This is a genomic window from Streptomyces sp. NPDC058683 (genome assembly GCF_042716195.1).
Lineage (GTDB): Bacteria > Actinomycetota > Actinomycetes > Streptomycetales > Streptomycetaceae > Streptomyces.
This window is the reverse complement of the sequence record NZ_JBHXSK010000007.1, coordinates 141,230-162,963: the sequence shown is the minus strand read 5'-3', so window position 1 is coordinate 162,963 and position 21,734 is coordinate 141,230. Positions and strand designations below refer to the sequence as shown.

General features: G+C 70.5%; 18 protein-coding genes. 8 read left to right on the top strand and 10 right to left on the bottom strand.

Annotated elements, in window-relative coordinates; all coding sequences use genetic code 11:
- Positions 1–15: 15 nt before the first annotated feature.
- Positions 16–669 (bottom strand): YbhB/YbcL family Raf kinase inhibitor-like protein, encoded by a 654-nt coding sequence (locus tag ACFWXC_RS09905; RefSeq protein ID WP_384475887.1) that lies wholly within the window; start codon positions 667–669, stop codon positions 16–18.
- Positions 670–814: 145 nt separating this feature from the next.
- Here ACFWXC_RS09905 and ACFWXC_RS09900 point away from each other — a divergent pair, with 145 nt between their 5' ends.
- Positions 815–1,663, top strand: a complete 849-nt coding sequence (locus ACFWXC_RS09900; protein ID WP_384475884.1) for a helix-turn-helix transcriptional regulator — start codon at positions 815–817, stop codon at positions 1,661–1,663.
- Between the two features lie 342 nt (positions 1,664–2,005).
- Positions 2,006–3,127, top strand: a complete 1,122-nt coding sequence (locus ACFWXC_RS09895) for a hypothetical protein (RefSeq protein ID WP_384476134.1) — start codon at positions 2,006–2,008, stop codon at positions 3,125–3,127.
- 6 nt (positions 3,128–3,133) lie between these two features.
- Here the strand turns inward: ACFWXC_RS09895 and ACFWXC_RS09890 are convergent, their stop codons facing one another.
- The 3 genes from ACFWXC_RS09890 to ACFWXC_RS09880 all read right to left on the bottom strand — a co-directional run bounded on the left by ACFWXC_RS09890 (position 3,134) and on the right by ACFWXC_RS09880 (position 7,472).
- Entirely contained in the window at positions 3,134–3,664 is a 531-nt protein-coding gene (locus ACFWXC_RS09890) for a YbjN domain-containing protein (RefSeq protein WP_384475881.1), read from the bottom strand.
- 390 nt (positions 3,665–4,054) lie between these two features.
- The gene (gene clpB / locus ACFWXC_RS09885; RefSeq protein ID WP_384475877.1) at positions 4,055–6,676 is read right to left on the bottom strand and encodes an ATP-dependent chaperone ClpB; all 2,622 of its coding nucleotides are present in this window, start codon (positions 6,674–6,676) and stop codon (positions 4,055–4,057) included.
- Positions 6,677–7,136: 460 nt separating this feature from the next.
- Positions 7,137–7,472: a hypothetical protein gene (locus ACFWXC_RS09880; protein ID WP_384475874.1), complete on the bottom strand. Its 336-nt coding sequence runs from the start codon at positions 7,470–7,472 to the stop codon at positions 7,137–7,139.
- 263 nt (positions 7,473–7,735) lie between these two features.
- Between ACFWXC_RS09880 and ACFWXC_RS09875 the strand changes: the two genes are divergently transcribed.
- The gene (locus ACFWXC_RS09875; RefSeq protein WP_384475871.1) at positions 7,736–8,773 is read left to right on the top strand and encodes a helix-turn-helix transcriptional regulator; all 1,038 of its coding nucleotides are present in this window, start codon (positions 7,736–7,738) and stop codon (positions 8,771–8,773) included.
- Positions 8,770–9,324, top strand: a complete 555-nt coding sequence (locus tag ACFWXC_RS09870; RefSeq protein ID WP_384475868.1) for a hypothetical protein — start codon at positions 8,770–8,772, stop codon at positions 9,322–9,324. Before ACFWXC_RS09875 ends, ACFWXC_RS09870 begins: the two co-directional genes overlap by 4 nt.
- Here the strand turns inward: ACFWXC_RS09870 and ACFWXC_RS09865 are convergent.
- Positions 9,287–10,339: a LuxR C-terminal-related transcriptional regulator gene (locus tag ACFWXC_RS09865; protein ID WP_384475865.1), complete on the bottom strand. Its 1,053-nt coding sequence runs from the start codon at positions 10,337–10,339 to the stop codon at positions 9,287–9,289. The two genes, ACFWXC_RS09870 and ACFWXC_RS09865, sit on opposite strands and share 38 nt — an antisense overlap.
- A gap of 394 nt (positions 10,340–10,733) precedes the next feature.
- Here ACFWXC_RS09865 and ACFWXC_RS09860 point away from each other — a divergent pair, with 394 nt between their 5' ends.
- Genes ACFWXC_RS09860 through ACFWXC_RS09850 form a run of 3 tightly spaced genes read left to right on the top strand, consistent with a single transcriptional unit; the run spans position 10,734 to position 14,054 of the window.
- A complete protein-coding gene (locus ACFWXC_RS09860; protein WP_384475862.1) occupies positions 10,734–12,281 on the top strand; it encodes a circularly permuted type 2 ATP-grasp protein in 1,548 nt (515 codons plus the stop codon).
- Positions 12,278–13,210: an alpha-E domain-containing protein gene (locus tag ACFWXC_RS09855; RefSeq protein ID WP_384475859.1), complete on the top strand. Its 933-nt coding sequence runs from the start codon at positions 12,278–12,280 to the stop codon at positions 13,208–13,210. Before ACFWXC_RS09860 ends, ACFWXC_RS09855 begins: the two co-directional genes overlap by 4 nt.
- Position 13,211: 1 nt before the next feature.
- Entirely contained in the window at positions 13,212–14,054 is an 843-nt protein-coding gene (locus ACFWXC_RS09850) for a transglutaminase N-terminal domain-containing protein (protein ID WP_384475856.1), read from the top strand.
- A 53-nt stretch (positions 14,055–14,107) separates the two neighbouring features.
- On the opposite strand, the gene ACFWXC_RS09845 is transcribed toward ACFWXC_RS09850, so the two are convergent.
- Positions 14,108–15,220 (bottom strand): sugar ABC transporter substrate-binding protein, encoded by a 1,113-nt coding sequence (locus tag ACFWXC_RS09845; RefSeq protein WP_384475853.1) that lies wholly within the window; start codon positions 15,218–15,220, stop codon positions 14,108–14,110.
- Positions 15,221–15,512: 292 nt separating this feature from the next.
- Between ACFWXC_RS09845 and ACFWXC_RS09840 the strand changes: the two genes are divergently transcribed.
- Positions 15,513–17,489, top strand: a complete 1,977-nt coding sequence (locus ACFWXC_RS09840) for a PA14 domain-containing protein (RefSeq protein ID WP_384475850.1) — start codon at positions 15,513–15,515, stop codon at positions 17,487–17,489.
- A 54-nt stretch (positions 17,490–17,543) separates the two neighbouring features.
- On the opposite strand, the gene ACFWXC_RS09835 is transcribed toward ACFWXC_RS09840, so the two are convergent.
- The 4 genes from ACFWXC_RS09835 to dnaK are packed head-to-tail and all read right to left on the bottom strand — an operon-like array spanning position 17,544 to position 21,714.
- On the bottom strand, positions 17,544–17,990 hold the full coding sequence (locus ACFWXC_RS09835) for a heat shock protein transcriptional repressor HspR (protein ID WP_351708068.1): 447 nt from the start codon (positions 17,988–17,990) through the stop codon (positions 17,544–17,546).
- A 5-nt stretch (positions 17,991–17,995) separates the two neighbouring features.
- Entirely contained in the window at positions 17,996–19,174 is a 1,179-nt protein-coding gene (gene dnaJ, locus ACFWXC_RS09830) for a molecular chaperone DnaJ (protein ID WP_384475847.1), read from the bottom strand.
- Between the two features lie 45 nt (positions 19,175–19,219).
- A complete protein-coding gene (gene grpE / locus ACFWXC_RS09825; RefSeq protein ID WP_384475844.1) occupies positions 19,220–19,876 on the bottom strand; it encodes a nucleotide exchange factor GrpE in 657 nt (218 codons plus the stop codon).
- Entirely contained in the window at positions 19,873–21,714 is a 1,842-nt protein-coding gene (gene dnaK / locus ACFWXC_RS09820) for a molecular chaperone DnaK (RefSeq protein WP_384475841.1), read from the bottom strand. Before dnaK ends, grpE begins: the two co-directional genes overlap by 4 nt.
- Between the last annotated feature and the right edge of the window lie 20 nt (positions 21,715–21,734).

Below are 21,734 nucleotides of genomic sequence, written 5' to 3'. Positions count from 1 at the left end.
CCCGTTCACCCGGGCCTACCTGCGGGCGCTCGCGGTCAGCGTGGCGTAGCCGATGACGTGGCTCGACATGGTGAACGTCGTGACCGTGGCGGGGGTGGTCGCCGGCAGGTCCAGACTGGGCGTGTCCAGTGCGTACACGGTGATCCGGTAGTGGTGGGCGATGTCGCCGACCGGCGGGCAGGGGCCCAGGTAGCCGGTCTGTCCGGCGTCGTTCGTGCCGGCCACCGCGCCCGTGGGCAGGGTGCCGCCCAGCGCGGTGTCGGTGGTGGGGATGTCCCAGGTCAGCCAGTGCCAGAAGCCGGCCCCGGTGGGGGCGTCGGGGTCGTACAGGGTGACCGCGTAGCTGCGGGTGCCCTGCGGCGCGCCGTGCCAGGCCAGCCGGATCTGCCGGTTGCCGCTGGAGCAGCCGAACGAGTCGGCGTAGGCGTCGGCCGGGAAGGTGCCGCCGTCACGGACGTCCGGGCTGGAGACCGCGAAACGGGCGGCGGAGTCCGGGACGCCCTTGCGGACCCGGCTGTAGCCGTAGCCGCCGTCGTGGGCGGAGGCGCTGCGGGCGGCGGTGTGGCCCCGGTCGTGTGCGGCGCCGGTGTCGGCGTTGGCCGTGGTCACGCCGGTCGTCACGGCGGCGACGGCGGCCAGCGCGGCGGCGGCTCGGGTCGTCTTCCTCATCGTGCCCTCCTGGGCCGGTCGAGCGGGTCGGTGACCCCACGATCAAGGCCGCGGCGGACCCTCGGGAAGGCGCTCCGGATCCTGGCATCCGGGGTGCCAGGATCCGGTCTCGACAGCGGCCGGCCGGGGCCGGAATCATGACGGCATGACGAGCAGCCGATCACCGGGGCGCCCGGAGCTGGGAGAGTTCCTGCGCGCCATGCGGGCACGGCTGCTCCCCGCCGAGGTCGGGCTGCCGGACGGGAGCCGCCGCCGGACGCCGGGGCTGCGCCGCCAGGAGGTCGCCCAGCTCGCCGCCGTCAGCATCGACTGGTACATCCGCCTCGAACAGGGCCGGGTCGGCACGCCCGGCGCCGCCGTCCTGGACGCCGTCGCCCAGGCGCTGCGGCTGTCGCCGTCCGAACGCCGGCACCTGCATCTGATCGCCCGGGGCGAGACCCCGGTCGCCGAGCATCTGACCACCCCGGTCGGCGACTCGCTGCGGGTGCTGCTCGCCGGGATGCCGATGATCCCCGCCTACGTCATCGACTTCCGCTTCGACGTACTGGCCCACAACAGTGCGGCGAAGGCGCTGTTCGGCGCCGACTTCGGGACGGGTGAGGCGTCGAACTCCGCCCGGGTGCTGTTCCTGTCGCACATGCGCGCGATGCAGCTGGACTGGGAGCGGGTCGCCCGCGAGAGCGTCGGCAACCTGCGGGCCAATCTCGCCCGCCACCCCGACGACCCCCGCCTGCGGGAACTGATCGCCGAACTGCGCGGCCGAAGCGTGGAGTTCGCGGCCTGGTGGGACGACCACACGGTGCGGCAGCGGGCCCACGGCCGCAAACGCGTCCGGCACCCGCGCGCCGGTGACCTCGCCCTCTGCTACGACACCCTGGCCACCCTGGACGACTCGGACCAGTGCCTGATCGCGGTCACCCCGGCGGACCAGGCCACCGAGGACGCCCTGCGCAGGCTCATGACCGGCCCGGGTCTGCACGCCATCGGCGCGTGAACCACCGCCCCGCCCCCTGAGCGGAACCGCCCCCACCGGCCGACGGACGATCACCTCGCGCGCGGAGCATCGTGCGCGGAGCATCGTGCGCGGAGAACAAGCGGTTTCCCCTGATCGTGATCGCGACCGTGGCGGTCGGGCCCGATACCACCCCCGGGCCCCTCGGCGGCCCGCACCACGCCAGGGGGCGTGCCCCTCCGCTACCCCATCGGACGCATATTTCTCGCCCTCCCCTCGGTCCCCCGGCAGGGTGCGAATGTGAGCCACGCCAGCACCACCGCCAGTACGACCACCAGCACCACCGCTCTCGCCCCGTCCCTCGCACAGCGACCCGGCACCCGGATGTCCGTCCTCACGGCGGGCGGCGTCGCGGTCGGGCTGTTCGTGGCGGCCCGGCTCACCGGCATGGCCGTGGTCGCGCTGGCCGCCTGGGCGGGCGGCAGGCATCCGCTGACCCTGCTCGGCCGGTCCTGGGACTCGGTCTGGTACCTGGGCATCGCGGCGCACGGCTACGGCCGCACCCTGTACTTCCGCCCCGACGTCATCCACAGCGACCTGGCGTTCTTCCCGCTCTACCCGGCCCTGATCCGCACCCTGACGGCCGTCACCCCGCTGAGCGGGGCGGGTGCCGGCCTGCTGGTCTCCTGGACGGCCTCCGCCGTGGCCGCCGCCGGCATCTACGCGGTGGGCGCCCGGCTGCACGGCCGCGCGGTGGGCACGGCCCTCGTCCTGCTCTGGGGCCTGCTCCCGCACTCCGTGGTGCTGTCCATGGCGTACACGGAACCGGTCCTGACCGCGTTCGCCGCCTGGTCCCTGTACGCGGTCCTGGCCGGGAACTGGCTGTGGGCGGGCGCGCTGGCCGCCCTGGCGGGCCTGTCCCGGCCGAACGGCTTCGCGGTCGCGGCGGCCGTCCTGCTCGCCGCCGGCTGCGCGATACACCGCTCCCGCGGCCGGGTTGCCCACAGGCTGTGGACGGGCGCGGCACTCGCCCCGCTCGGCTGGCTCGCGTACGTCCTGTGGGTGGGCCGCCGCACCGGCGATCCGCTCGGCGGCTACTTCGGCGTACAGCGGCTGTGGGGCTCACGCTTCGACCTCGGCCGGGGCTCGCTCGGCTTCGTCCGCGACCTGCTGCTGCGCGGCGACCGCTTCGTCTTCCCGATGGCCCTGGTGATCGTGGCGACGGCGGTGGTCCTCTACGCGCTCCTGCTGCTGGACCGGGCCCCGCTGCCGCTCCTCGCCTACACCGCCGTACTCCTGCTGATCACGCTGGGCGGCTCGGGCTTCTTCGAGTCCAAGCCGCGCTTCCTCCTGCCGGCCTTCCCGCTCCTCCTCCCGCTGGCCCGGGCGCTGGTCCGCACGGCGAGAGCCCGGCCCTGGCACGCGTCCGTGGTGGTCGCGGCCCTGGCCGGGCTCTCGTTCGGCTACGGCGCGTACCTGGTCGTCGTCGCCGGCACGCCCCTGTAGAGCTGCCTACTCGTCGTCGCTCTCGGGCTGGTCGGCGTCGTTGACGGCCTCCTCCAGGCCGAGCTGCTCGACGAGCCACTTGTCGAACTCGATCGCGGCCCGCACCCAGCTGACCGTGGACGACACGAAGTGGTTGATGTCGACGCCCATGCCGATCAGCATCTGCGCCTCACCGATGAGACGGACGGTGCCGTCGTCATGGGTGTGGGTGTAGACCTTGGGCCACAGCGTCCGACGGTTCCAGTCGTCGATGGACTCCAGGAGCTGGGGCTTCTCGTCGATCTTGTGGGGGCGGTCGTAGAACGTCCGCACCGAGAAGACCGACTGCTCGTCCTCGCCACGGAACATGAAGTACGTACGGAACTGCTCCCACGGCGCCGCGAGGTCACCCTCGTCGTCGACGACGTACTTGAGCTCCATCTGGTCGAGGAGCTGCTTCACAAGATCCTGATCCGGGACGACGGGGCCCGCCGGTCCTTGGGGCTGCGGCTCCGGCTGGCCGCCGAAGCTCGGAATCGAGGACGGGTCGATGGACATACGTGAACACTCCTGCGGTCGTCTGGCTCGTCCGGTCATCACTGAGACCAGACGTAAGACCCACCCTCTCTCCCTTGCACCGTGACCGGCAACCCGCTCACCCCCGAGCCGCCGATTCGCGCCGGATCAACGAGATGAATACCGGAATCCAGGCCCCCGGCCCCTGGTCCGTCGAAGCTCGGCGAAAGAGCGTCGGACCACTCTCCAAAGCAGTCGATTCCGCCTGAATCCTCGTCCCACCCGTGCTCTCGACTCGAGACTCACCGCACATCGCGTGCCACCAGCTCACCGGTGATGCCCCTGTGCGGCCCTGTGCGGCCCGGCTCCGCAAGGCGGTGAAGGCGGACGGGCCCGCCACCCACCGGGTGACGGGCCCGCCTCTCGCGGTTGCTACAGGGTTTTACCGGTGCCTTCGGTGGTGCTTTCCGCCGTCACCGGGCCCACGATCAGGCCCTCCCCGAAGGCGTCCACGCGGATCGTGTCGCCGTCCTTGACCTCGCCGGACAGGATCTCCTTGGCCAGCCGGTCGCCGATGGCGGTCTGGACCAGGCGGCGCAGCGGCCGGGCGCCGTACGCCGGGTCGTTGCCCTCCTCGGCGAGCCAGGCCAGCGCCTCGGGAGTGATCTCCAGGGCGAGCCGGCGGTCGGCCAGGCGCTTGGCCAGCCGGTCGATCTGGAGCCGGGCGATCCGGGCCAGCTCATCCTTGGCCAGGGCGGAGAAGACGACCAGGTCGTCCAGGCGGTTGAGGAACTCCGGCTTGAAGGACTGCCGGACCGTCTCCAGGACCTGCCGCTTCTTCTCCTCCTCGCTGAGCACCGGGTCCACCAGGTACTGGCTGCCCAGGTTGGACGTCAGCACCAGGATGGTGTTGCGGAAGTCGACCGTGCGGCCCTGGCCGTCGGTGAGGCGGCCGTCGTCCAGCACCTGGAGGAGGATGTCGAAGACCTCGGGGTGGGCCTTCTCCACCTCGTCCAGGAGGACCACGGAGTAGGGGCGGCGGCGGACCGCCTCGGTCAGCTGGCCGCCCTCCTCGTAGCCGACGTATCCGGGCGGGGCGCCGACCAGCCGGGCCACGCTGTGCTTCTCGCTGTACTCCGACATGTCGATCCGGACCATCGCCCGCTCGTCGTCGAAGAGGAAGTCGGCGAGCGCCTTGGCCAGTTCCGTCTTGCCGACACCGGTCGGGCCGAGGAAGAGGAAGGAGCCGGTGGGGCGGTCCGGGTCGGCGATGCCGGCACGGGACCGCCGTACGGCGTCGGACACCGCGCGTACGGCCTCGGCCTGGCCGATGAGGCGGCGGCCCAGCTCGTCCTCCATGCGGAGCAGCTTCTGGGTCTCGCCCTCCATGAGGCGCCCGGCGGGGATGCCCGTCCAGGCGGCCACCACGTCCGCGATGTCGTCGGAGCCGACCTCGTCCTTGACCATGGTGTCCCGGGCGGTCTCCTCCTCGGCCTCGGAGGCGGCCTCCAGCTCCTTCTCCAGCTGCGGGATCTCCCCGTACAGCAGCTTGGAGGCGGTGTCGAAGTCGCCGTCGCGCTGGGCGCGTTCGGCGGTGCCGCGGAGTTCGTCGAGCTTCTCCTTCAGCTCGCCGACCCGGTTCAGGGACTGCTTCTCGCGCTCCCAGCGGGCGTTGAGGCCGCGCAGGTCCTCCTCCTTGTCGGCGAGGTCGCGGCGCAGCTTCTCCAGGCGCTCCCGGGAGGCCGGGTCGGTCTCCTTCTCCAGCGCCAGCTCCTCCATCTTCAACCGGTCGACGACGCGCTGGAGTTCGTCGATCTCGACGGGCGAGGAGTCGATCTCCATACGGAGCCGCGAGGCCGCCTCGTCGACCAGGTCGATGGCCTTGTCGGGGAGGAAGCGGGAGGTGATGTAACGGTCGGAGAGGGTGGCGGCGGCCACCAGCGCGCTGTCGGCGATCTGGACCTTGTGGTGGGCCTCGTACCGGCCCTTGAGGCCACGGAGGATGGCGATGGTGTCCTCGACGCTCGGCTCCGCCACCAGCACCTGCTGGAAGCGGCGCTCCAGCGCCGGGTCCTTCTCGATCCGCTCCCGGTACTCGTCGAGGGTGGTCGCACCGACCATGCGCAGCTCGCCGCGGGCCAGCATCGGCTTCAGCATGTTGCCGGCGTCCATGGCGGAATCACCGCCGGCTCCGGCGCCGACGACCGTGTGCAGCTCGTCGATGAAGGTGATGATCTGCCCGTCGGAGTCCTTGATCTCGGCGAGGACGGTCTTCAGCCGCTCCTCGAACTCGCCCCGGTACTTCGCGCCCGCGACCATCGCACCCAGGTCCAGCGCCACCAGCCGCTTGTTCTTCAGCGACTCCGGCACGTCCCCCTTGACGATCCGCTGGGCGAGCCCCTCGACCACGGCGGTCTTGCCGACGCCCGGCTCGCCGATGAGCACGGGGTTGTTCTTGGTACGGCGGGACAGCACCTGCACGACCCGCCGGATCTCCTGGTCCCGTCCGATGACGGGGTCGAGCTTGCCGTCCCGGGCGGCGGCCGTGAAGTCCGTCCCGAACTTCTCCAGCGCCTTGTACTGGCCCTCCGGGTCGGCGCTGGTCACCCGGCGTCCGCCGCGCGCCTTCCGGAAGGCCTCCACCAGCTTCTTCGCGGTGGCCCCCTGCCGGTCGAGCACCTCGCCGGCCGCACCGCCCTTCGCGGCGATGCCGATGAGCAGGTGCTCGGTGGAGAGGTAGTCGTCGCCGAGGTCACGGGCGCGGTCGGCCGCGTCGGCGAGGACCGCGAGCAGTTCGCGGTTGGGCTGCGGGGGCGCGACCGTGGAGCCGGTCACGCTGGGCAGCGCGGCCAGCGCGCGCTCGGCGCCCTGGCGTACGGCGGCCTGGTCGGCGTCGACGGCCGCGAGCAGGTCGGTGATGTTCTCGTTGTCCTGCCCGGCAAGCAGAGCCAGCAGCAGGTGAACAGGCGTCAGATCCGCATGCCCCTCGGTCACGGCCCGGCTGCTGGCCGCGTTGATCGCGTCCCGGCTCCTGTTGGTCAGCTCGGCGTCCACGTTCGCGTTCTCCTCCTCGGCATCGTTCGGCTGACTCAGCCAACGTACATAAAGTTGAGTCTATTCCACTCAAGGTGGAGACGGGAGCCTTTCTGGGGACCAGCTTCGGGGGTGCGAGGGCTTGGCGTGACGGGGGGGGTGGGGATGGAAGGGGGCCGCGCGGGCGAGCGGCCGGGAGAGTGCCCTGGGTGAGGGCGGCACCCGTTCGCGGCGGGCGCCGAAGACGCGGTGGTGTGGGTGCCGGGGCGCAGGGGGCGGGATCGAGTCGGCCACCCCGGGGCGGCCGCCCTGTTCTACCGGGCTTCCACCGGCGGGTTTCAGCCACCGTGGACCTTGGCCGAAACCGGCCGATACGTCGAAATGTCCCCAGAAAACTGCAGCGGCGTCACCGTGTTCAGGTCACGGTGACGCCGCTGCGGGGGGAAGCACCTGAGCGATCTTTTACGACGGGGGAATCGCGTCAGGCACTGCGGGGGGTGGCCGAGATGGTCCTCAGGTCAGGTACCTCCGGCTCAGCCAGCCGGTGGTCCCGTTGGTCCAGATTCACAAAAATCATTCCGTACCGGACGGCGCACCGCACGGGCTGCGGCGCACCCCGGGGCTTACGCAGGCACCGGTAGGCCCGTACGTCCTCGTCCTCGTCCCGCGTGACGACGACCGGCTCACCGAAGACCGTCACCATCAGCGAGTCACCACTGTGGGGGATGGCGGTGACCAGGTCGATGAAGTGCCAGCCAGAGCGGTAGGCGGTGGCCATTTCACGACGGAAGGATCGGTCGTCGGGTGGGGTGGTCACGTCAGCTCCCGGTTCCTTCCGCGGTGTCCACTACAACACTCGGCCAGCTGGTATTGGCCCGAACGTCACCCTTCGCGTCGGCAGCACCACTCCACGCAACGAGGGCCATGACAACGGAGCAGGCGGTGACAAGCACCGACCGAAGCAATTTCCCGCGCATGTTCGGCTTCGTCCTCACTTGAAGGTCCCTGCTCCTTCGTCTTCTACGACGATGGCTCATTCGGACACGTCGTGGCCACACAATCAATGCATCATGTTCCTGCATGTTCAGGACCCTGGGGGGTGGAGATTTGATAACGAATCAGACAAAGGAGACGCATCCCCACGCGGTGACAGAACTGTGTGAGGACGGTGCCCGCGTCTACGCCACAGCTCTGCGCGCGGGACGCGTCGCGCGCGCGGATGCGGAGGCGGCCCCCTGCCTGATGGAGTTCGCCCTGCTCCATCCGGATCCGGACGACCCGGACTGGCTGCGTCCGGTGCCCCCTGCGGTGGCCCTGGCAAGACGGCTCAGCCCTCTTGAACACGAGATCTCCGAACGCCGGCGCCTGTCGACCGAGTTGGCCGAGTCGTTCGAGCCCTTTATGACGCTCAGCACACAGGTCATGGCGACCAGCGACTCGATCGCCGTACTCGAAGGCGGCGACCGTATCAACGCGGCGCTCAACCTGGCGACGGCGCAGTGTCAGACGGAGGTGCTCAGCGTCCATCCGAGCGAACGCGTCTCCGAGCGCAACGTGCTGCGCGGGATGGAGCGTGACCGGCCTCTCATCGAACGAGGGGTCCGTATCCGCACCCTGTACCAGCACACGGCCAGGCACAACCCGGAGAAGCTGGCCTACGCCGCCTATCTCGCGGACGGCAAGGCGGAGTACCGCACGATCGACGAAGTCGTGGAGCGCCTGATCATCTGCGACGAGACGGTCGCCTTCATCCCCATCCGCGACGACCAGCAGGTCGCGCTCGAAGTACGCCACCCGGGCCTGGTCCGCTATGTGATCAAGGTCTTCGAGTTCATGTGGAGCCGTGCGGTACCCCTGAACATCGACGGGCCGTACGAAGCGGCGCCCGACGGCATCACAGAGATTCAGCACTCCATCGCGAAGCTTCTGGTGGAGGGCCATGTCGACGAGGCCATCGCCCGCCGGCTGGGCATGAACGTCCGCACCTGCCGCGCCCATATCGCCAAACTGGCCCAGGCACTGGGCAGTGGCAGCCGTGCCCAGCTCGGGTATCTGATCGCGCAGTCGGGGATTCTGAACACCGGCAGCGCCCCCGCCGGTCCGGAGGACGGTCGGTGACCCCGGGGGCAGCTCCCCCGCCACCGCATCCGAACCATGCCGTCACCGAGTTGCGCGAGGCCGGTGACGGGCTGCACGGGCAGGCGCTACGCGAGGGCCACCTGGACGCCGCCGCGTCCGTCGCGGCCCCCTGCCTGGCCGAGACCGGGCTGCTGCGTCCGGCCCCCGGCCACCGGGACCGGTTGCAGCCCCTGGCGCCCGCCGCCGCCCTGACCCGGCTGCTGCGCGCCACCCGGGCCAAGATCGCGGACACCGGCACCGGCCTCCCGCTGATGCGGCTCCGCACCGGCACCGCGCGCATCAACGACGCCATGTCCGCGGGGGACCAGGAACTGCTCTGCGTCCAGCCGCACACCGGTCGTGTCGGTCCGCGTGGCAATGCCGCCGACGCGATCTCCTTCGACCGGTATCAGCGGTTCCTGGAACGCGGCGGCCGTATCCGCACCGCCCGCGTCCACATCGCCAAGCTCGCCACCACCCTCGGCAGCGACAGCCGCGCCCAGCTCGGCTACCTCATCGGCCGGTCGGGGATCCTTGATCAGGAAGGCTGATCACGGCCGGCGCCCCGCTCGCCTCGCCCGGCGGCCGGTCCAGCCCCACCTGCGCTATCCGCACGCCCAGTTGGGTGCGGCTGGCCGCGCCCAGCGTCTCCGAGAGGCGGGCGATGTGGGCGCGGCAGGTACGGACGCTGATGCCCAGGCGTTCGGCGATCACCGCGTCCTGATGGCCCTCCGCGAGCAGCGCCGCGATGGACTGCTCCCGGTGCGAGATGCCCTTGATGCCGGTGTCGGGGAGCGGGGTGGTGAGGGGGACCGCGAGGCGCCACAGGCGTTCGAAGACGGTGACGAAGTACTCGACCAGGGCGGGATGGCGCAGCTCCAGGGCCATCGTGCGGTCGGTGTTGGCGGGGATGAAGGCGACCGTGCGGTCGAAGAGGATGAGGCGGTCGATGACCTCGTCGAGCGTCCGGGCCTCCACCGCGTCGCCCATCAGCTCCAGGTAGTTGAGCAGGCCCTGGCCGTGCCGGGCGACATGCGTGTACAGGTCCCGCATGCGCACGCCCCGGCCGCGCAGGGCGACCGCCCGGTGCAGTCCCTCGGTCAGCTCGGACTCACGGCGGATACCGCCCGGCTGCACGGTCAGCACCTCGCCGGTGCACGCCTCCGTCGCCTCGTCCATCGCCGCCTGGATCCGTGACAGCCCGTCCAGGACCCGGATCGCCGCCGTGCCCTCGGCGGAGGCCGACACCACCTGCAGCTGCCGGCCCAGACCGGCGTACCACTCGAAGGCCTCGACCGCCGAGCCCACCCGCCGCTGGCTGTCGGTGACCTCGTCGTAGACCCCGCGCAGCAGCCGGGTCATGACCTCCTGCGGGGAGGTCGGCACCAGCCAGTCCATGTCGTCGGGGTCCGGGTGCAGCAGCGCCAGCTCCAGCAGGCAGGGCACCGCGTCGGCGTCCGTGCGCGGTACCCGGCCCCGGCGCACGGCGCGGGAATACACGCGGTCCCCGGCGGTGCACAGCCGGTCGGCACCGTGTGGATGCTTGTCCGTCCCGTGCCCGGCCATCGCCCATTCCACCCCCGGTTTGCTGCCTCTTCCGCAGCGCAACTATGAGCGGTCCGGACCGGGTCCGCAACACGGCTCCCCTCGCACCCGGCGTCGCGATAGGCCGATACGCTCCGGTATCTCCCGGCCTCCGCAGCCCGCGCTGCAACAAGATGACGGTGGTGGCGGCAGAACCACAGAGGCATCGTGGGTACCGCTTCCCACGGGTGTTCGCCGGACACCCAAAGGGGCCCCGGTCCGGCCTCCCCCGATCGGATCCGGGGCCCCCGCAACGCGCCCACGGGGGAGGCGCGTTGCGAGGAGGGCCGCTCGCGGGCACGTCACGCGGGGACCTGGCGAATCCCCGAAATCCGCCGGTGATCACCGTGTTACGTGCCCGCTCTAACGTCCCTTCATGGCGGACATATTTGACGCGTACGCGTTGGCCGACGCGTGGGACGAGATGTTTGTGCGGCCGGGTGAGGTCAGGACCGCCTATGAGCCGGTACTGGCGGCACTCCAGCCGATCGAGCCCGGTGAACTGCGCTTCCGGGCCGACCAGATGGCCCGCGCCTTCACCGACCGTGGCGTGACCTACGCCTTCGCGGGCGAGGAGCGGCCCTGGCCGCTGGACCTGGTGCCCAGGATCCTCGACGCCCTGGAATGGGACCTCGTACGAAGAGGCGTGGCCCAGCGGGTCAGAGCCCTGGAGGCCTATCTCGCCGACGCCTACGGGCACGCCCGGGCCTTCGAGGACGGGGTGGTGCCTTGGCGGCTGCTGCTGTCCTCGCCCCACTTCCACCGGGCGGCGCACGCGGTGGAACCGCCCGGCGGGGTGCGCATCCACGTGGCCGGAATCGACCTGGTGCGGGACGAGGCCGGGGAGTTCCGGGTCCTCGAGGACAACGTGCGGGTGCCGAGCGGGGTGTCGTACGTCATCGAGAACCGGCGGGCGATGACCCGGATCTTCCCCTCGCTCTTCGCCGAACAGCATGTGCTGCCGGTGGACGGGTACGCCGGGCGGCTGCTCGCCGCGCTGCGCGCCGCCGCGCCCGGCGGGGCGGCGAGCGATCCCCGGGTGGTGGTGCTCACCCCGGGGCCCGGCAACGCGGCCTACTTCGAACACGCCCTGCTGGCCCGGCTGATGGGCGTGCAGCTGGTCGAGGGTCACGACCTGGTGTGCCGCAACAACCGGGTGTGGATGCGGACGACGCGCGGCGAGGTGCCCGTGCACGTCGTATACCGGCGCCTCGACGACGACTTCCTGGACCCGCTGCACTTCCGCCCCGACTCGGTGATCGGCTGCCCCGGCATCCTGAACGCCGCCATCGCCGGTCACGTCACACTCGCGAACGCCGTGGGCAACGGCATCGCGGACGACAAGCTCCTCTACACCTACGTCCCGGATCTCATCCGCTACTACCTCGGTGAGGAACCGATTCTCCCCAACGTGGAGTCCTACCGACCTGATGAACCGGGCCAGTTGGAGGCGGTCCTCGACCAGCTCGACCAGCTGGTCGTGAAGCCCGTCGACGGTGCCGGCGGACAGGGCATCGTGATCGGGCCGAAGGCCGACGCCGAGACCCTGGAACGCACTCGCAAAGCCGTTGTCGCCGATCCGCGCGGCTTCATCGCGCAGCGTCCGGTCGCCCTCTCCACCTCTCCCACCCTCGCGGGTGAACGCATGGCACCCCGCCACATTGACCTGCGCCCGTTCGCCGTGAACGACGGCGACGACATCTGGGTGCTGCCCGGCGGACTGACCCGGGTCGCCCTCCAGGAGGGCAACCTGATCGTCAACTCCAGCCAGGGCGGCGGCTCCAAGGACACCTGGGTGCTCGCCGACGGCCCCGCCGAGCGGCCCGCACCGGCCCCGGCCGGCACCGTCCCGGAGATCGCCCCGCGCCTCCTGGGCCCCGACGGCATCCGTCCCGACGTACCGGAAGGAGCGCACCAGCAGTGAACGACGTGATCCTCTCCCGTATCGCCGAGGCACTGACCTGGACCGGACGGTACGTCGAGCGCGCCGACGCCACCGGCCGCATCCTCGACGCCTACCTGCACCGGATGCTGGAGGACCCCTGGCGCGACGAGGACACGGCCTGCCGGTCGCTGTACGCGATCCTCGGCGTCGACGCCGGCCCGGAGCCCGTGGACATGCAGCAGGTCCTGGACCAGCTCGCCTTCGACGCCCGCTCGACGGGGGCGATCGAGGGGGCGCTGGGCGCCGCCCGCCGGAACGCGCGCAGCGCCCGTGAGGCCGTCTCCTCCGAGATGTGGGAGTGCCTCAACTCCACCTGGCACGCCCTGGCCGGACAGCGCCTGGCGGCCCGCCGCACCGGCCCCTACTCCTATCTGGAGCTGGTACGGCGCCGGGCCGCCCTCTTCTTCGGTCTCGCCGACTCCACCATGAGCCGCGACGACAGCTGGCGGTTCGTCGTCCTCGGCCGGAGCCTGGAGCGGGTGGACATGACCGTACGGCTGCTGGCGGTGCGCGTGCTGGACGCGGCGCACGCGCCGGACTGGCCGACGCTGCTCAGCGCGAGCGGCGCCGACGAGGCCTACGCGCGGGTGCACAGCGGGTTCGGGGACACCCCGAGAGTGGCCGGGTTCCTGCTCCTGGACCGGGACTTCCCGCGTTCGGTGCTGCACGCGCTGACCACGGCGGAGGAGTGTCTGGCCGCGCTCGGCCGGCCGCGGCAGGATCCGGCGCGGTCGCCGGTCGGGCGGCTTCGGACCCGGCTGGAGTACCTGGACACGCACACCCTGGAGGACCAGCTGCCGGTGCTGCTGCGGGATCTGCAGCAGGCCTGCATGGCGTCCGCCGACGCGGTGGCCGAGCGGTTCTTCCCGTACCAGGGGCCCGTCGAGTGGGCCCAGGAAGGAGCCTGAGATGGCTCGTCGCCTCCGTATCCGGCACGTCACCCGTGTCGCGTACGCCCGGCCCGCGGCCTCCTCGCACAACGAGGTCCGGATGACCCCGCTGACCCTGCCGGGGCAGACCACGCTGGACGCGCGGGTCACCGTCACTCCGGCGACCGCCGTCTGGTCGTACTGGGACTACTGGGGGACCCAGGTCACCGGGTTCGACCTGCTGGAGCCGCACGAGGATCTGACCATCACGGCGTCGAGCCTGGTGGAGACCTCGGCGCCGGGGCCGTTGCCGGAGCCGCCGGCCTGGGCGGAGGTGGCCGAACGGGCGGGCGGGTCACGGCTGCTGGAGTTCGTGTCCGGGACGTCCCGTACGACGGTGCCGAAGAAGCTGGTGAAGAAGGCACGGGAGGCCGCCGCCGGGCAGGGGCCGCACGAGGCCGCGGTGGCCGTCTCCGGGATGGTGGCCGACCGGGTCGCCTACCTCCCGGGGGCGACCAGTGTGAACACGTCACCGGCCGAGGCATGGGCCCAGCGGGCGGGAGTGTGCCAGGACATCACGCATCTGACGATCGCCCTGCTGCGGGGGCTGGGGCTGCCGGCCCGGTACGTCTCGGGGTATCTGCACCCGGAGCGGGAGGCGGAGCTGCACCGGCCCGTCGCCGGGCAGAGCCATGCCTGGATCGAGTACTGGGCGGGCGACTGGTGCGGCTACGACCCGACGAACCGGGTGCGGGCCGACGAGTCGCATGTGGTGGTGGCCCGGGGACGGGACTACGACGACGTCACGCCGCACAAGGGGATCTACCGGGGGGTTCCGGGAGGGGCGCCGGAGGTGACGGTGGAGTTCACCCGGGTCGCGTAGCCGGCCGCAGCGGCCCCGTTCCCCTCGCAGGGAAGGGGGCCGTCGGCAGGGCCTTACTTGAGGCCGGCCTCGTCGCAGGCCGTCTTGTACTCGGCGGTGCAGATCTGCGAGATCTTGTAGATGCCGTCCGCGACGACGGTGTCCTTGATCTTGCTCTTCGTCACGGCGTTGACCTGCACCAGCTGGGCCGGGATGTCCTTGTTGGTCGGGCTGTCGACCTGGTCCTGGGTGAGCGCGTCGAACTGGATGTCCTTGCCCTGCACCTTGTAGACGGCCATCTCGGCGGCGGCCTCGGCCTCGTCCGGGTAGGGCTTGTAGACGGTCATGTACTGCTCGCCGGCGAGGATCCGCTGAATGGCGTCGAGGTCCGCGTCCTGGCCGGTGACCGGCGGCAGGTCGGTGATGCCGGCCGCCTTGAGGGACTTGATCACCTCGGCCGCCATCGCGTCGTTCGCCGAGTAGACGGCGGCGACGTTGCCCTTGCCGATCGCGTTGATCGCCTCGGTCGTCTCCTTGCCGGCAGTCGGCGGGTCCCAGTCCTTGGTGTCGAACATGGCGTCGGTCGGAATCGACACCTTGCCGGTCAGCTCGGACAGGGCGCCCGTCTTGAACTGCTTGGCGTTCGGGTCCGTCGGCGAGCCGTTGATCATGATGACCTTGTCGGAGGTGTCGGCGTTCGGCCCGAGGCCCTCCAGGAGCGTACGGGCCTGCACCTCGCCGACCAGCTCGTTGTCGAAGGAGACGTAGCCGGCGATCGGGCCCTCGGCGAGGCGGTCGTAGGCGATGACCGGAATGCCCGCCTTCTCGGCGTTCTTCACCGTGCCGGCGATGGCGTGCGAGTCGACCGAGTCCAGGATGATCACGTCGATCTTGTCGTCGATCATCTTCTGCATCTGCTTCGCCTGCGTGGGGGCGGACGACTCGGCGTTCTGGTAGTCGACCCGGCCCTGCTTGTTGGTGAGCTCGGCGATCTTCGACTTCATGATCGGGTAGTCGAAGTTGGTGTACCGGGTGTTGATCTTGTCCGGCATCAGCACACCCACCGTGATGTCGTTGCCCTTCGTCGGGGTCGCGGACGTCGACGATCCTGTCGCGTTGAGCATGCCGCAGCCGGCAAGTGGAAGGGTCATCGTGGACGCGGCCACAAACATGGCTATACGACGCATTCGGGGGCTCACTTCATGTGCGTTCCGGACATGGGACTGCTTGCGACCCAGATGTCTGAAAAGACAACGCGTATGCCATACCCGGCGTCAAGCGGAACCACTTAACGAGTGCGCAACACTACGCTCCGCTGTGTCTGTGAAGGGTATGCGGAACCGCCTGCAAACACCCTTTACGGACCCTCCATCCAAAGGGAGTTCACGGGCAGGCAAAGATCAGTACAACCAACTCCTTTCCTCATGAGTCGACATCGGGACGGCTCCGCCCGTCGCACGGATACGACCAGAGGATCGAATGAACCCAGCCAGACGCACCGCGGCCGGCGCCGTGGTGCTCGCCACCGCCGGCACCCTGCTCGGCGGCGCCGGCGTGTCCGCCTCGGCGGCCACGACCACCTGCGCCTCCCCCGTCTACAAACGGCAGTTGTTCGCGAACACCACCTTCAAGGGCACCCCGAAGAAGACCGACTGCGACTCCGCGATCAGCGAGAGCTGGAGCGGCGCCCCCGCCTCCGGCCTGCCGAAGGACAACTTCGGCGTCCGCTGGACGGTGACCCGTGACTTCGGCTCCGGAGGCCCCTTCGCCCTCGCCGTCTCCGGCCTCGACGGGATCCGGGTGTACGTCGACGGCAGCCGCAAGCTCGACCTGTGGAAGAACACGTCCAAGACGGTGAGCAAGACCGTCAACGTGACGATCCCCAAGGGCAAGCACACCCTGCGGATCGACTACGTCAACTGGACCGGCGCCGCCAAGGTCAAGTTCGCCTACACTGCGAGGACTTCGGCCACCGTCGACAAGGTCAGGCCCCTCACCCCGCTGGATCCGCTGGTGTCCTACGACAGCAGCGCCAACACGACGAAGCTGAGCTGGACGAGGAACCAGGAGATGGACCTCGCCGGCTACCGGGTCTACCGGCGTCTGCGGGGCAGCACCAGCTGGACGAAGGTGGGAACGACCACGGCGACGTCCCTGACCGACGCCCCGCCCGCGACCGGCGCCCTCTACTACTACGAGATCCGCGCCTACGACAAGGCGGGCAACGAGTCGACCGGCACCGCCGACGCCCTGGTCGCCAGCACCGTGCTGAAGCCGCCGGACCGGTTCGCCGCGTCCGCCACCGACACGGGCGCCGAACTGAGCTGGTCGGGGGTGCACGCGGCGGTGAAGTACCGGGTGGAGCGGACCGACTTCTACGGCGTCGTCACCAAGTCCTGGGACCTCAAGTACACCGTGAGCCTCACCGACGACTCGCTCGCACGGGGCGAGATCGCCAAGTACCGGATCGCGTCCGTGGACGGCTCGGGCCACATGTCGGCGTTCACCGACCTCCAGGCGGTGACCCGCCCGCTGGCCGCACCCCGCGGGCTCACGGCGACCGCGGGCATCGGCAGCGCGACCCTCCAGTGGACGATGAAGCAGGAGGACGCCCCGTACGACGAGTTCCGCGTCTACCGCTCGACCACGCTGCCCGTGGACACCTCGACGGCGCGGTGGGTGACCTGTACGACCAGCTACACCACCCTCTCCGACGGGTCCCGCCGGTACAGCTGCGACGACTTCACGGCCGAGGAGGGCACGACCTACCACTACGCGGTGCAGAACGTGCAGTGGCCCCAGGTCTCCCCGCTCTCCGACACCGCGACCGTCACCACGCTGGTCTCGGACAAGCCGCCCGCCCAGGTGACCGGGCTGACGGCGACGGCCACGGAGTACGGCATCGAGCTGGACTGGGACGACAACACCGAGCCCGACCTGAAGCGGTACGTGGTCAACCGGGGCGTGGTGCTCGGCGAGGAGGGCGACGAGCAGGTCTGCTCCGGCTCGGAGTGGGCGTGGCTGCCGGCGGGCACCTCCCACTTCCGGGACGTACGGCTGCCGGACGGCAATCACGCCTGCTACTGGGTGGACGCGATCGACACGGCGGGCAACTCCAGCCGGTGGCTGGGGCCGGTGAGCGCCGTCGCCGTCGACGAGCTGGACCTGACCCCGTCGGTGGCGACCCCGGAGGGCTCCCCGCTCACCCTGACGGCGGACGTGACCGCCCCGGGCGTCCACCTGGCGTGGAACGCGGCCGACGCGGCGACCGGCTACCTGGTCTACCGCTGGGACCCGGCCACGCGGACGTACGAGAAGCTGGCGGCCACCACGGACCGCTCCTACGACGACACCACGGCCGGCGCCGGCACCACCCACTACTACTGGGTGACCGCGCTGTACGCCGACGGCACGGAGTCGGCGCCCGGTGCGGACTGGGCGATCCTGGAGCCGTGACCGGCATGGGAAAGGGCCCGGAGGTTCACCGCCTCCGGGCCCTTTGCCGTGTGCTCAGTCCTTGGCCTTCTTCGGCCGCCACACCACCAGCGCGCTGGTCTGCTGGACCTCCTGGTACGGGACCAGGTCACGGCGGTACGAGGCGTGCACCGCCGCTTCGCGCTGCCGCATCGCGGCCGCCGCGCCGTCCAGGGCCGCTTCCATCTCGGCCACGCGGGCCTGAAGCGCGGCGACCTGGTTCTCCAGTTCGATGATGCGCTTGATGCCGGCCAGGTTGATGCCCTCGTCCTGCGACAACGCCTGCACCTGGCGGAGCAGTTCGATGTCGCGGGCCGAGTAACGGCGGCCCCGCCCGGCCGTGCGGTCCGGGGAGACCAGGCCCAGGCGGTCGTACTGGCGCAGCGTCTGCGGGTGCAGTCCGGAGAGCTGGGCCGCCACCGAGATGACGTAGACCGGGGTCTCCTCGGTCAGCTCGTACGGGTTACGTCGACGGCCGTCCATCTCTGTCATGCTCCCTTCGCGGCCTCGAACAGCTCGGCGCGCGGGTCCTCGCCCGCGGTCGCCTCGCGATACGCCTCCAGCGCGTCACGAGCATTCCCCGACAGGTCCTTCGGGACACTCACCTCGACGGTGACCAGAAGGTCGCCACGGGTGCCGTCCTTGCGGACCGCGCCCTTGCCACGGGCGCGCATGGTGCGGCCGTTGGGCGTGCCCGGGGGCAGCTTCAGGGTGACCGGCGGCCCGCCCAGGGTGGGCACCCTGACCTCGCCGCCGAGCGCCGCCTCGGTGAAGGTCACCGGGACGGTCACCGTGAGGTTGTCCTCCTTGCGGCCGAACACCGGGTGGGTGTCGACGTGGACCATGACGTACAGGTCGCCCGCCGGACCGCCGCGCTCGCCCGGTGCGCCCTTGCCACGCAGCCGGATCCGCTGGCCGTCGGTCACCCCGGCGGGGATGCGGACCTGCATGGTCCGGGACGACTTGGCGCGGCCGCTGCCCTTGCAGTCGAGGCAGGGGTGCTCCGCGATCAGGCCGCGGCCCTTGCAGTCCGGGCAGGGGTCGGTGAGCGAGAAGCCGCCTCCGGAGCCCCGCGCCACCTGGCCGGTGCCGACGCAGGTCGGGCACACGCGCGGGGTGCCGTTCTTGTCGCCGGTGCCCGAACAGGCCTTGCAGGGGGCCTGCGAGGACATCCGCAGCGGGACCGTGGCGCCCTCGATGGCTTCCGTGAAGCTGAGCGTGACCTCGGACTCGATGTCCTGGCCGCGCCGCGGCTGGGTGCGGGTGCCCGCACCGCCGCCCCGGTTGAACAAGCCCCCCAGGACGTCGCCGAAACCGCCGCCGAAACCGCCCCCGCCCTGTTGCTGCTGCGGGTTGCCCCCGAAGAGATCGCCCAGGTCGAAGTTGAAGTTGCCGCCGCCCGCGCCCGGCCCGGGGCGGAAGCCGCCGTTGCCGAAGAGGGCGCGTGCCTCGTCGTACTCCTTGCGCTTCTTGGGGTCGCCGAGGATGTCGTTCGCCTCGGAGATCTCCTTGAAGCGCTCCTCGGCCTTGGCGTTGCCCTTGTTGGCGTCCGGGTGGAACTCGCGGGCGAGCTTCCGGTACGCCTTCTTGATCTCGGCCTCGGTGGCGTCCTTGGGGACGCCGAGGACCTTGTAGTAGTCCTTCTCGATGAAGTCCTTGGTGCTCATCCTCGACGCGCCCCCTTTCCGGTGTTCCGCTCGATCTCTACGACTTCAGCCCTCCTCAGGGCCGTTGTCCTTCTCGTCGCCGGCCGCGGGGGCCTCTTCGGTCCCCTCGGCCTTCACCGGCGTCGCCCCCGGCTGCGGTTCGGCGACCGCCACCCGCGCGGGGCGGATGGTGCGCTCGCCGATGCGATACCCGGGCTGCAGAATCGCCACGCACATCGTCTCGGTGACGTCGGGCGCGTACGAGTGCATCAGGGCCTCGTGGATCGTCGGGTCGAAGGGCTCGCCCTCCTTGCCGAACTGCTGGAGTCCCATCTTCGCCGCGACGGTCTCCAGCGACTCGGCCACCGACTTGAAACCACCGACCAGTTCGCCGTGTTCCCGGGCCCGGCCGATGTCGTCGAGCACGGGCAGGAGTTCGGTCAGGAGGTTCGCGATGGCGATCTCCCGGACCGTGATCCGGTCGCGTTCCACTCGGCGGCGGTAGTTCTGGTACTCGGCCTGGAGCCGCTGGAGGTCCGCGGTGCGCTCGCTGAGCGCGGTGCGCACCTGGTCCAGCTGCGCCGTCAGACCGGCCAGCTGTGCGCTTGAGTCCCCGGCCGGGGCCGCCCCCTGTGCGGGAGCGGCCTTCGGCTCGGCGTCGTCGGAGGTGGCGCCGGAGGGGACGTCGGGCTTCTCCTCGAAGCCCGGGGTCTCCTCCGTCACGCGGCACCGTCCTTGCGCTCGTCGTCGACGATCTCGGCGTCCACCACGTCGTCGGCGTCACCGGCAGCCGCACCGGCGGGACCGCCGGCGGCGGCCTGTGAGGCCTGGGCGTCGGCGTACATGGCCTGGCCGAGCTTCTGGGAGACGGCCGCGACCTTCTCGGTGGCGGTGCGGATCTCGGCGGTGTCCTCGCCCTTGAGCGTCTCCTTCAGCTCGGCGATGGACTCCTCGACCTCGGTCTTGATCTCGCCCGGGACCTTGTCCTCGTTGTCCTTGAGGAACTTCTCCGTCTGGTAGACGAGCTGCTCGCCCTGGTTGCGGGTCTCGGCGGCCTCGCGGCGGCGGTGGTCCTCCTCCGCGTACTGCTCGGCCTCCTGGCGCATCCGGTCGACCTCGTCCTTCGGCAGCGAGGAGCCGCCGGTGACGGTCATCTTCTGCTCCTTGCCCGTGCCGAGGTCCTTGGCCGTGACGTGCATGATGCCGTTGGCGTCGATGTCGAAGGCGACCTCGATCTGCGGGACACCGCGCGGGGCCGGCGGCAGACCGGTCAGCTCGAACATGCCGAGCTTCTTGTTGTACGCCGCGATCTCGCGCTCGCCCTGGTAGACCTGGATCTGGACGGAGGGCTGGTTGTCCTCGGCGGTGGTGAAGATCTCGGACCGCTTGGTCGGGATCGTCGTGTTCCGCTCGATGAGCTTGGTCATGATGCCGCCCTTGGTCTCGATGCCGAGGGACAGCGGGGTCACGTCGAGGAGCAGGACGTCCTTGACCTCACCCTTGAGGACACCGGCCTGGAGGGCGGCGCCGATGGCGACGACCTCGTCCGGGTTGACGCCCTTGTTGGCGTCCTTGCCGCCGGTCAGCTCCTTGACGAGCTCGGCGACGGCGGGCATACGGGTGGAGCCGCCGACGAGGACGACGTGGTCGATCTCGCCGAGCTGGATGCCGGCGTCCTTGATGACGTTGTGGAACGGCGTCTTGCAGCGCTCCAGGAGGTCCGCGGTCAGCTGCTGGAACTGGGCGCGGGTGAGCTTCTCGTCCAGGTGCAGGGGGCCCTCGGCGGACGCCGTGATGTAGGGCAGGTTGATCGAGGTCTCGGTGGACGAGGACAGCTCGATCTTGGCCTTCTCGGCGGCCTCGCGGAGGCGCTGGAGGGCCATCTTGTCCTTGCCGAGGTCCACGCCGTGGCCGGCCGCGAACTGCTTGACCAGGTAGTCGACGACGCGCTGGTCCCAGTCGTCACCACCGAGGTGGTTGTCGCCGTTGGTGGCCTTCACCTCGACGACGCCGTCGCCGATCTCCAGGAGGGACACGTCGAAGGTGCCGCCACCGAGGTCGAAGACGAGGATCGTCTGGTCGTCCTTGTCGAGGCCGTAGGCGAGCGCGGCCGCGGTGGGCTCGTTGACGATACGCAGGACGTTCAGGCCCGCGATCTCGCCGGCCTCCTTCGTCGCCTGGCGCTCGGAGTCGTTGAAGTAGGCCGGGACGGTGATGACCGCGTCGGTCACCTTCTCGCCCAGGTAGGCCTCCGCGTCCCGCTTCAGCTTCTGCAGGATGAACGCGGAGATCTGCTGGGGGTTGAAGTCCTTCCCGTCCAGCTGAATCTTCCAGTCGGTGCCCATGTGACGCTTCACGGACCGGATGGTGCGGTCCACGTTGGTGACCGCCTGGCGCTTGGCGACCTCGCCGACCAGAACCTCGCCGTTCTTGGCGAAGGCGACGACGGACGGCGTGGTCCGGGCACCCTCGGCGTTGGTGATGACGGTGGGCTCGCCGCCTTCAAGAACGCTGACGACAGAGTTAGTCGTGCCCAGGTCGATGCCGACCGCACGTGCCATGGTGATTTCCTCCAGCTGAC

Coding starts and splice junctions, on each gene's coding strand:
- ACFWXC_RS09905 (WP_384475887.1), bottom strand. CDS start 669: ATGAGGAAGACGACCCGAGCCGCCGCCGCGCTGGCCGCCGTCGCCGCC.
- ACFWXC_RS09900 (WP_384475884.1), top strand. CDS start 815: ATGACGAGCAGCCGATCACCGGGGCGCCCGGAGCTGGGAGAGTTCCTG.
- ACFWXC_RS09895 (WP_384476134.1), top strand. CDS start 2,006: ATGTCCGTCCTCACGGCGGGCGGCGTCGCGGTCGGGCTGTTCGTGGCG.
- ACFWXC_RS09890 (WP_384475881.1), bottom strand. CDS start 3,664: ATGTCCATCGACCCGTCCTCGATTCCGAGCTTCGGCGGCCAGCCGGAG.
- ACFWXC_RS09875 (WP_384475871.1), top strand. CDS start 7,736: ATGTTCAGGACCCTGGGGGGTGGAGATTTGATAACGAATCAGACAAAG.
- ACFWXC_RS09865 (WP_384475865.1), bottom strand. CDS start 10,339: ATGGCCGGGCACGGGACGGACAAGCATCCACACGGTGCCGACCGGCTG.
- ACFWXC_RS09860 (WP_384475862.1), top strand. CDS start 10,734: ATGGCGGACATATTTGACGCGTACGCGTTGGCCGACGCGTGGGACGAG.
- ACFWXC_RS09850 (WP_384475856.1), top strand. CDS start 13,212: ATGGCTCGTCGCCTCCGTATCCGGCACGTCACCCGTGTCGCGTACGCC.
- ACFWXC_RS09845 (WP_384475853.1), bottom strand. CDS start 15,220: ATGCGTCGTATAGCCATGTTTGTGGCCGCGTCCACGATGACCCTTCCA.
- ACFWXC_RS09840 (WP_384475850.1), top strand. CDS start 15,513: ATGAACCCAGCCAGACGCACCGCGGCCGGCGCCGTGGTGCTCGCCACC.
- ACFWXC_RS09835 (WP_351708068.1), bottom strand. CDS start 17,990: ATGGACGGCCGTCGACGTAACCCGTACGAGCTGACCGAGGAGACCCCG.
- dnaJ (WP_384475847.1), bottom strand. CDS start 19,174: ATGAGCACCAAGGACTTCATCGAGAAGGACTACTACAAGGTCCTCGGC.
- dnaK (WP_384475841.1), bottom strand. CDS start 21,714: ATGGCACGTGCGGTCGGCATCGACCTGGGCACGACTAACTCTGTCGTC.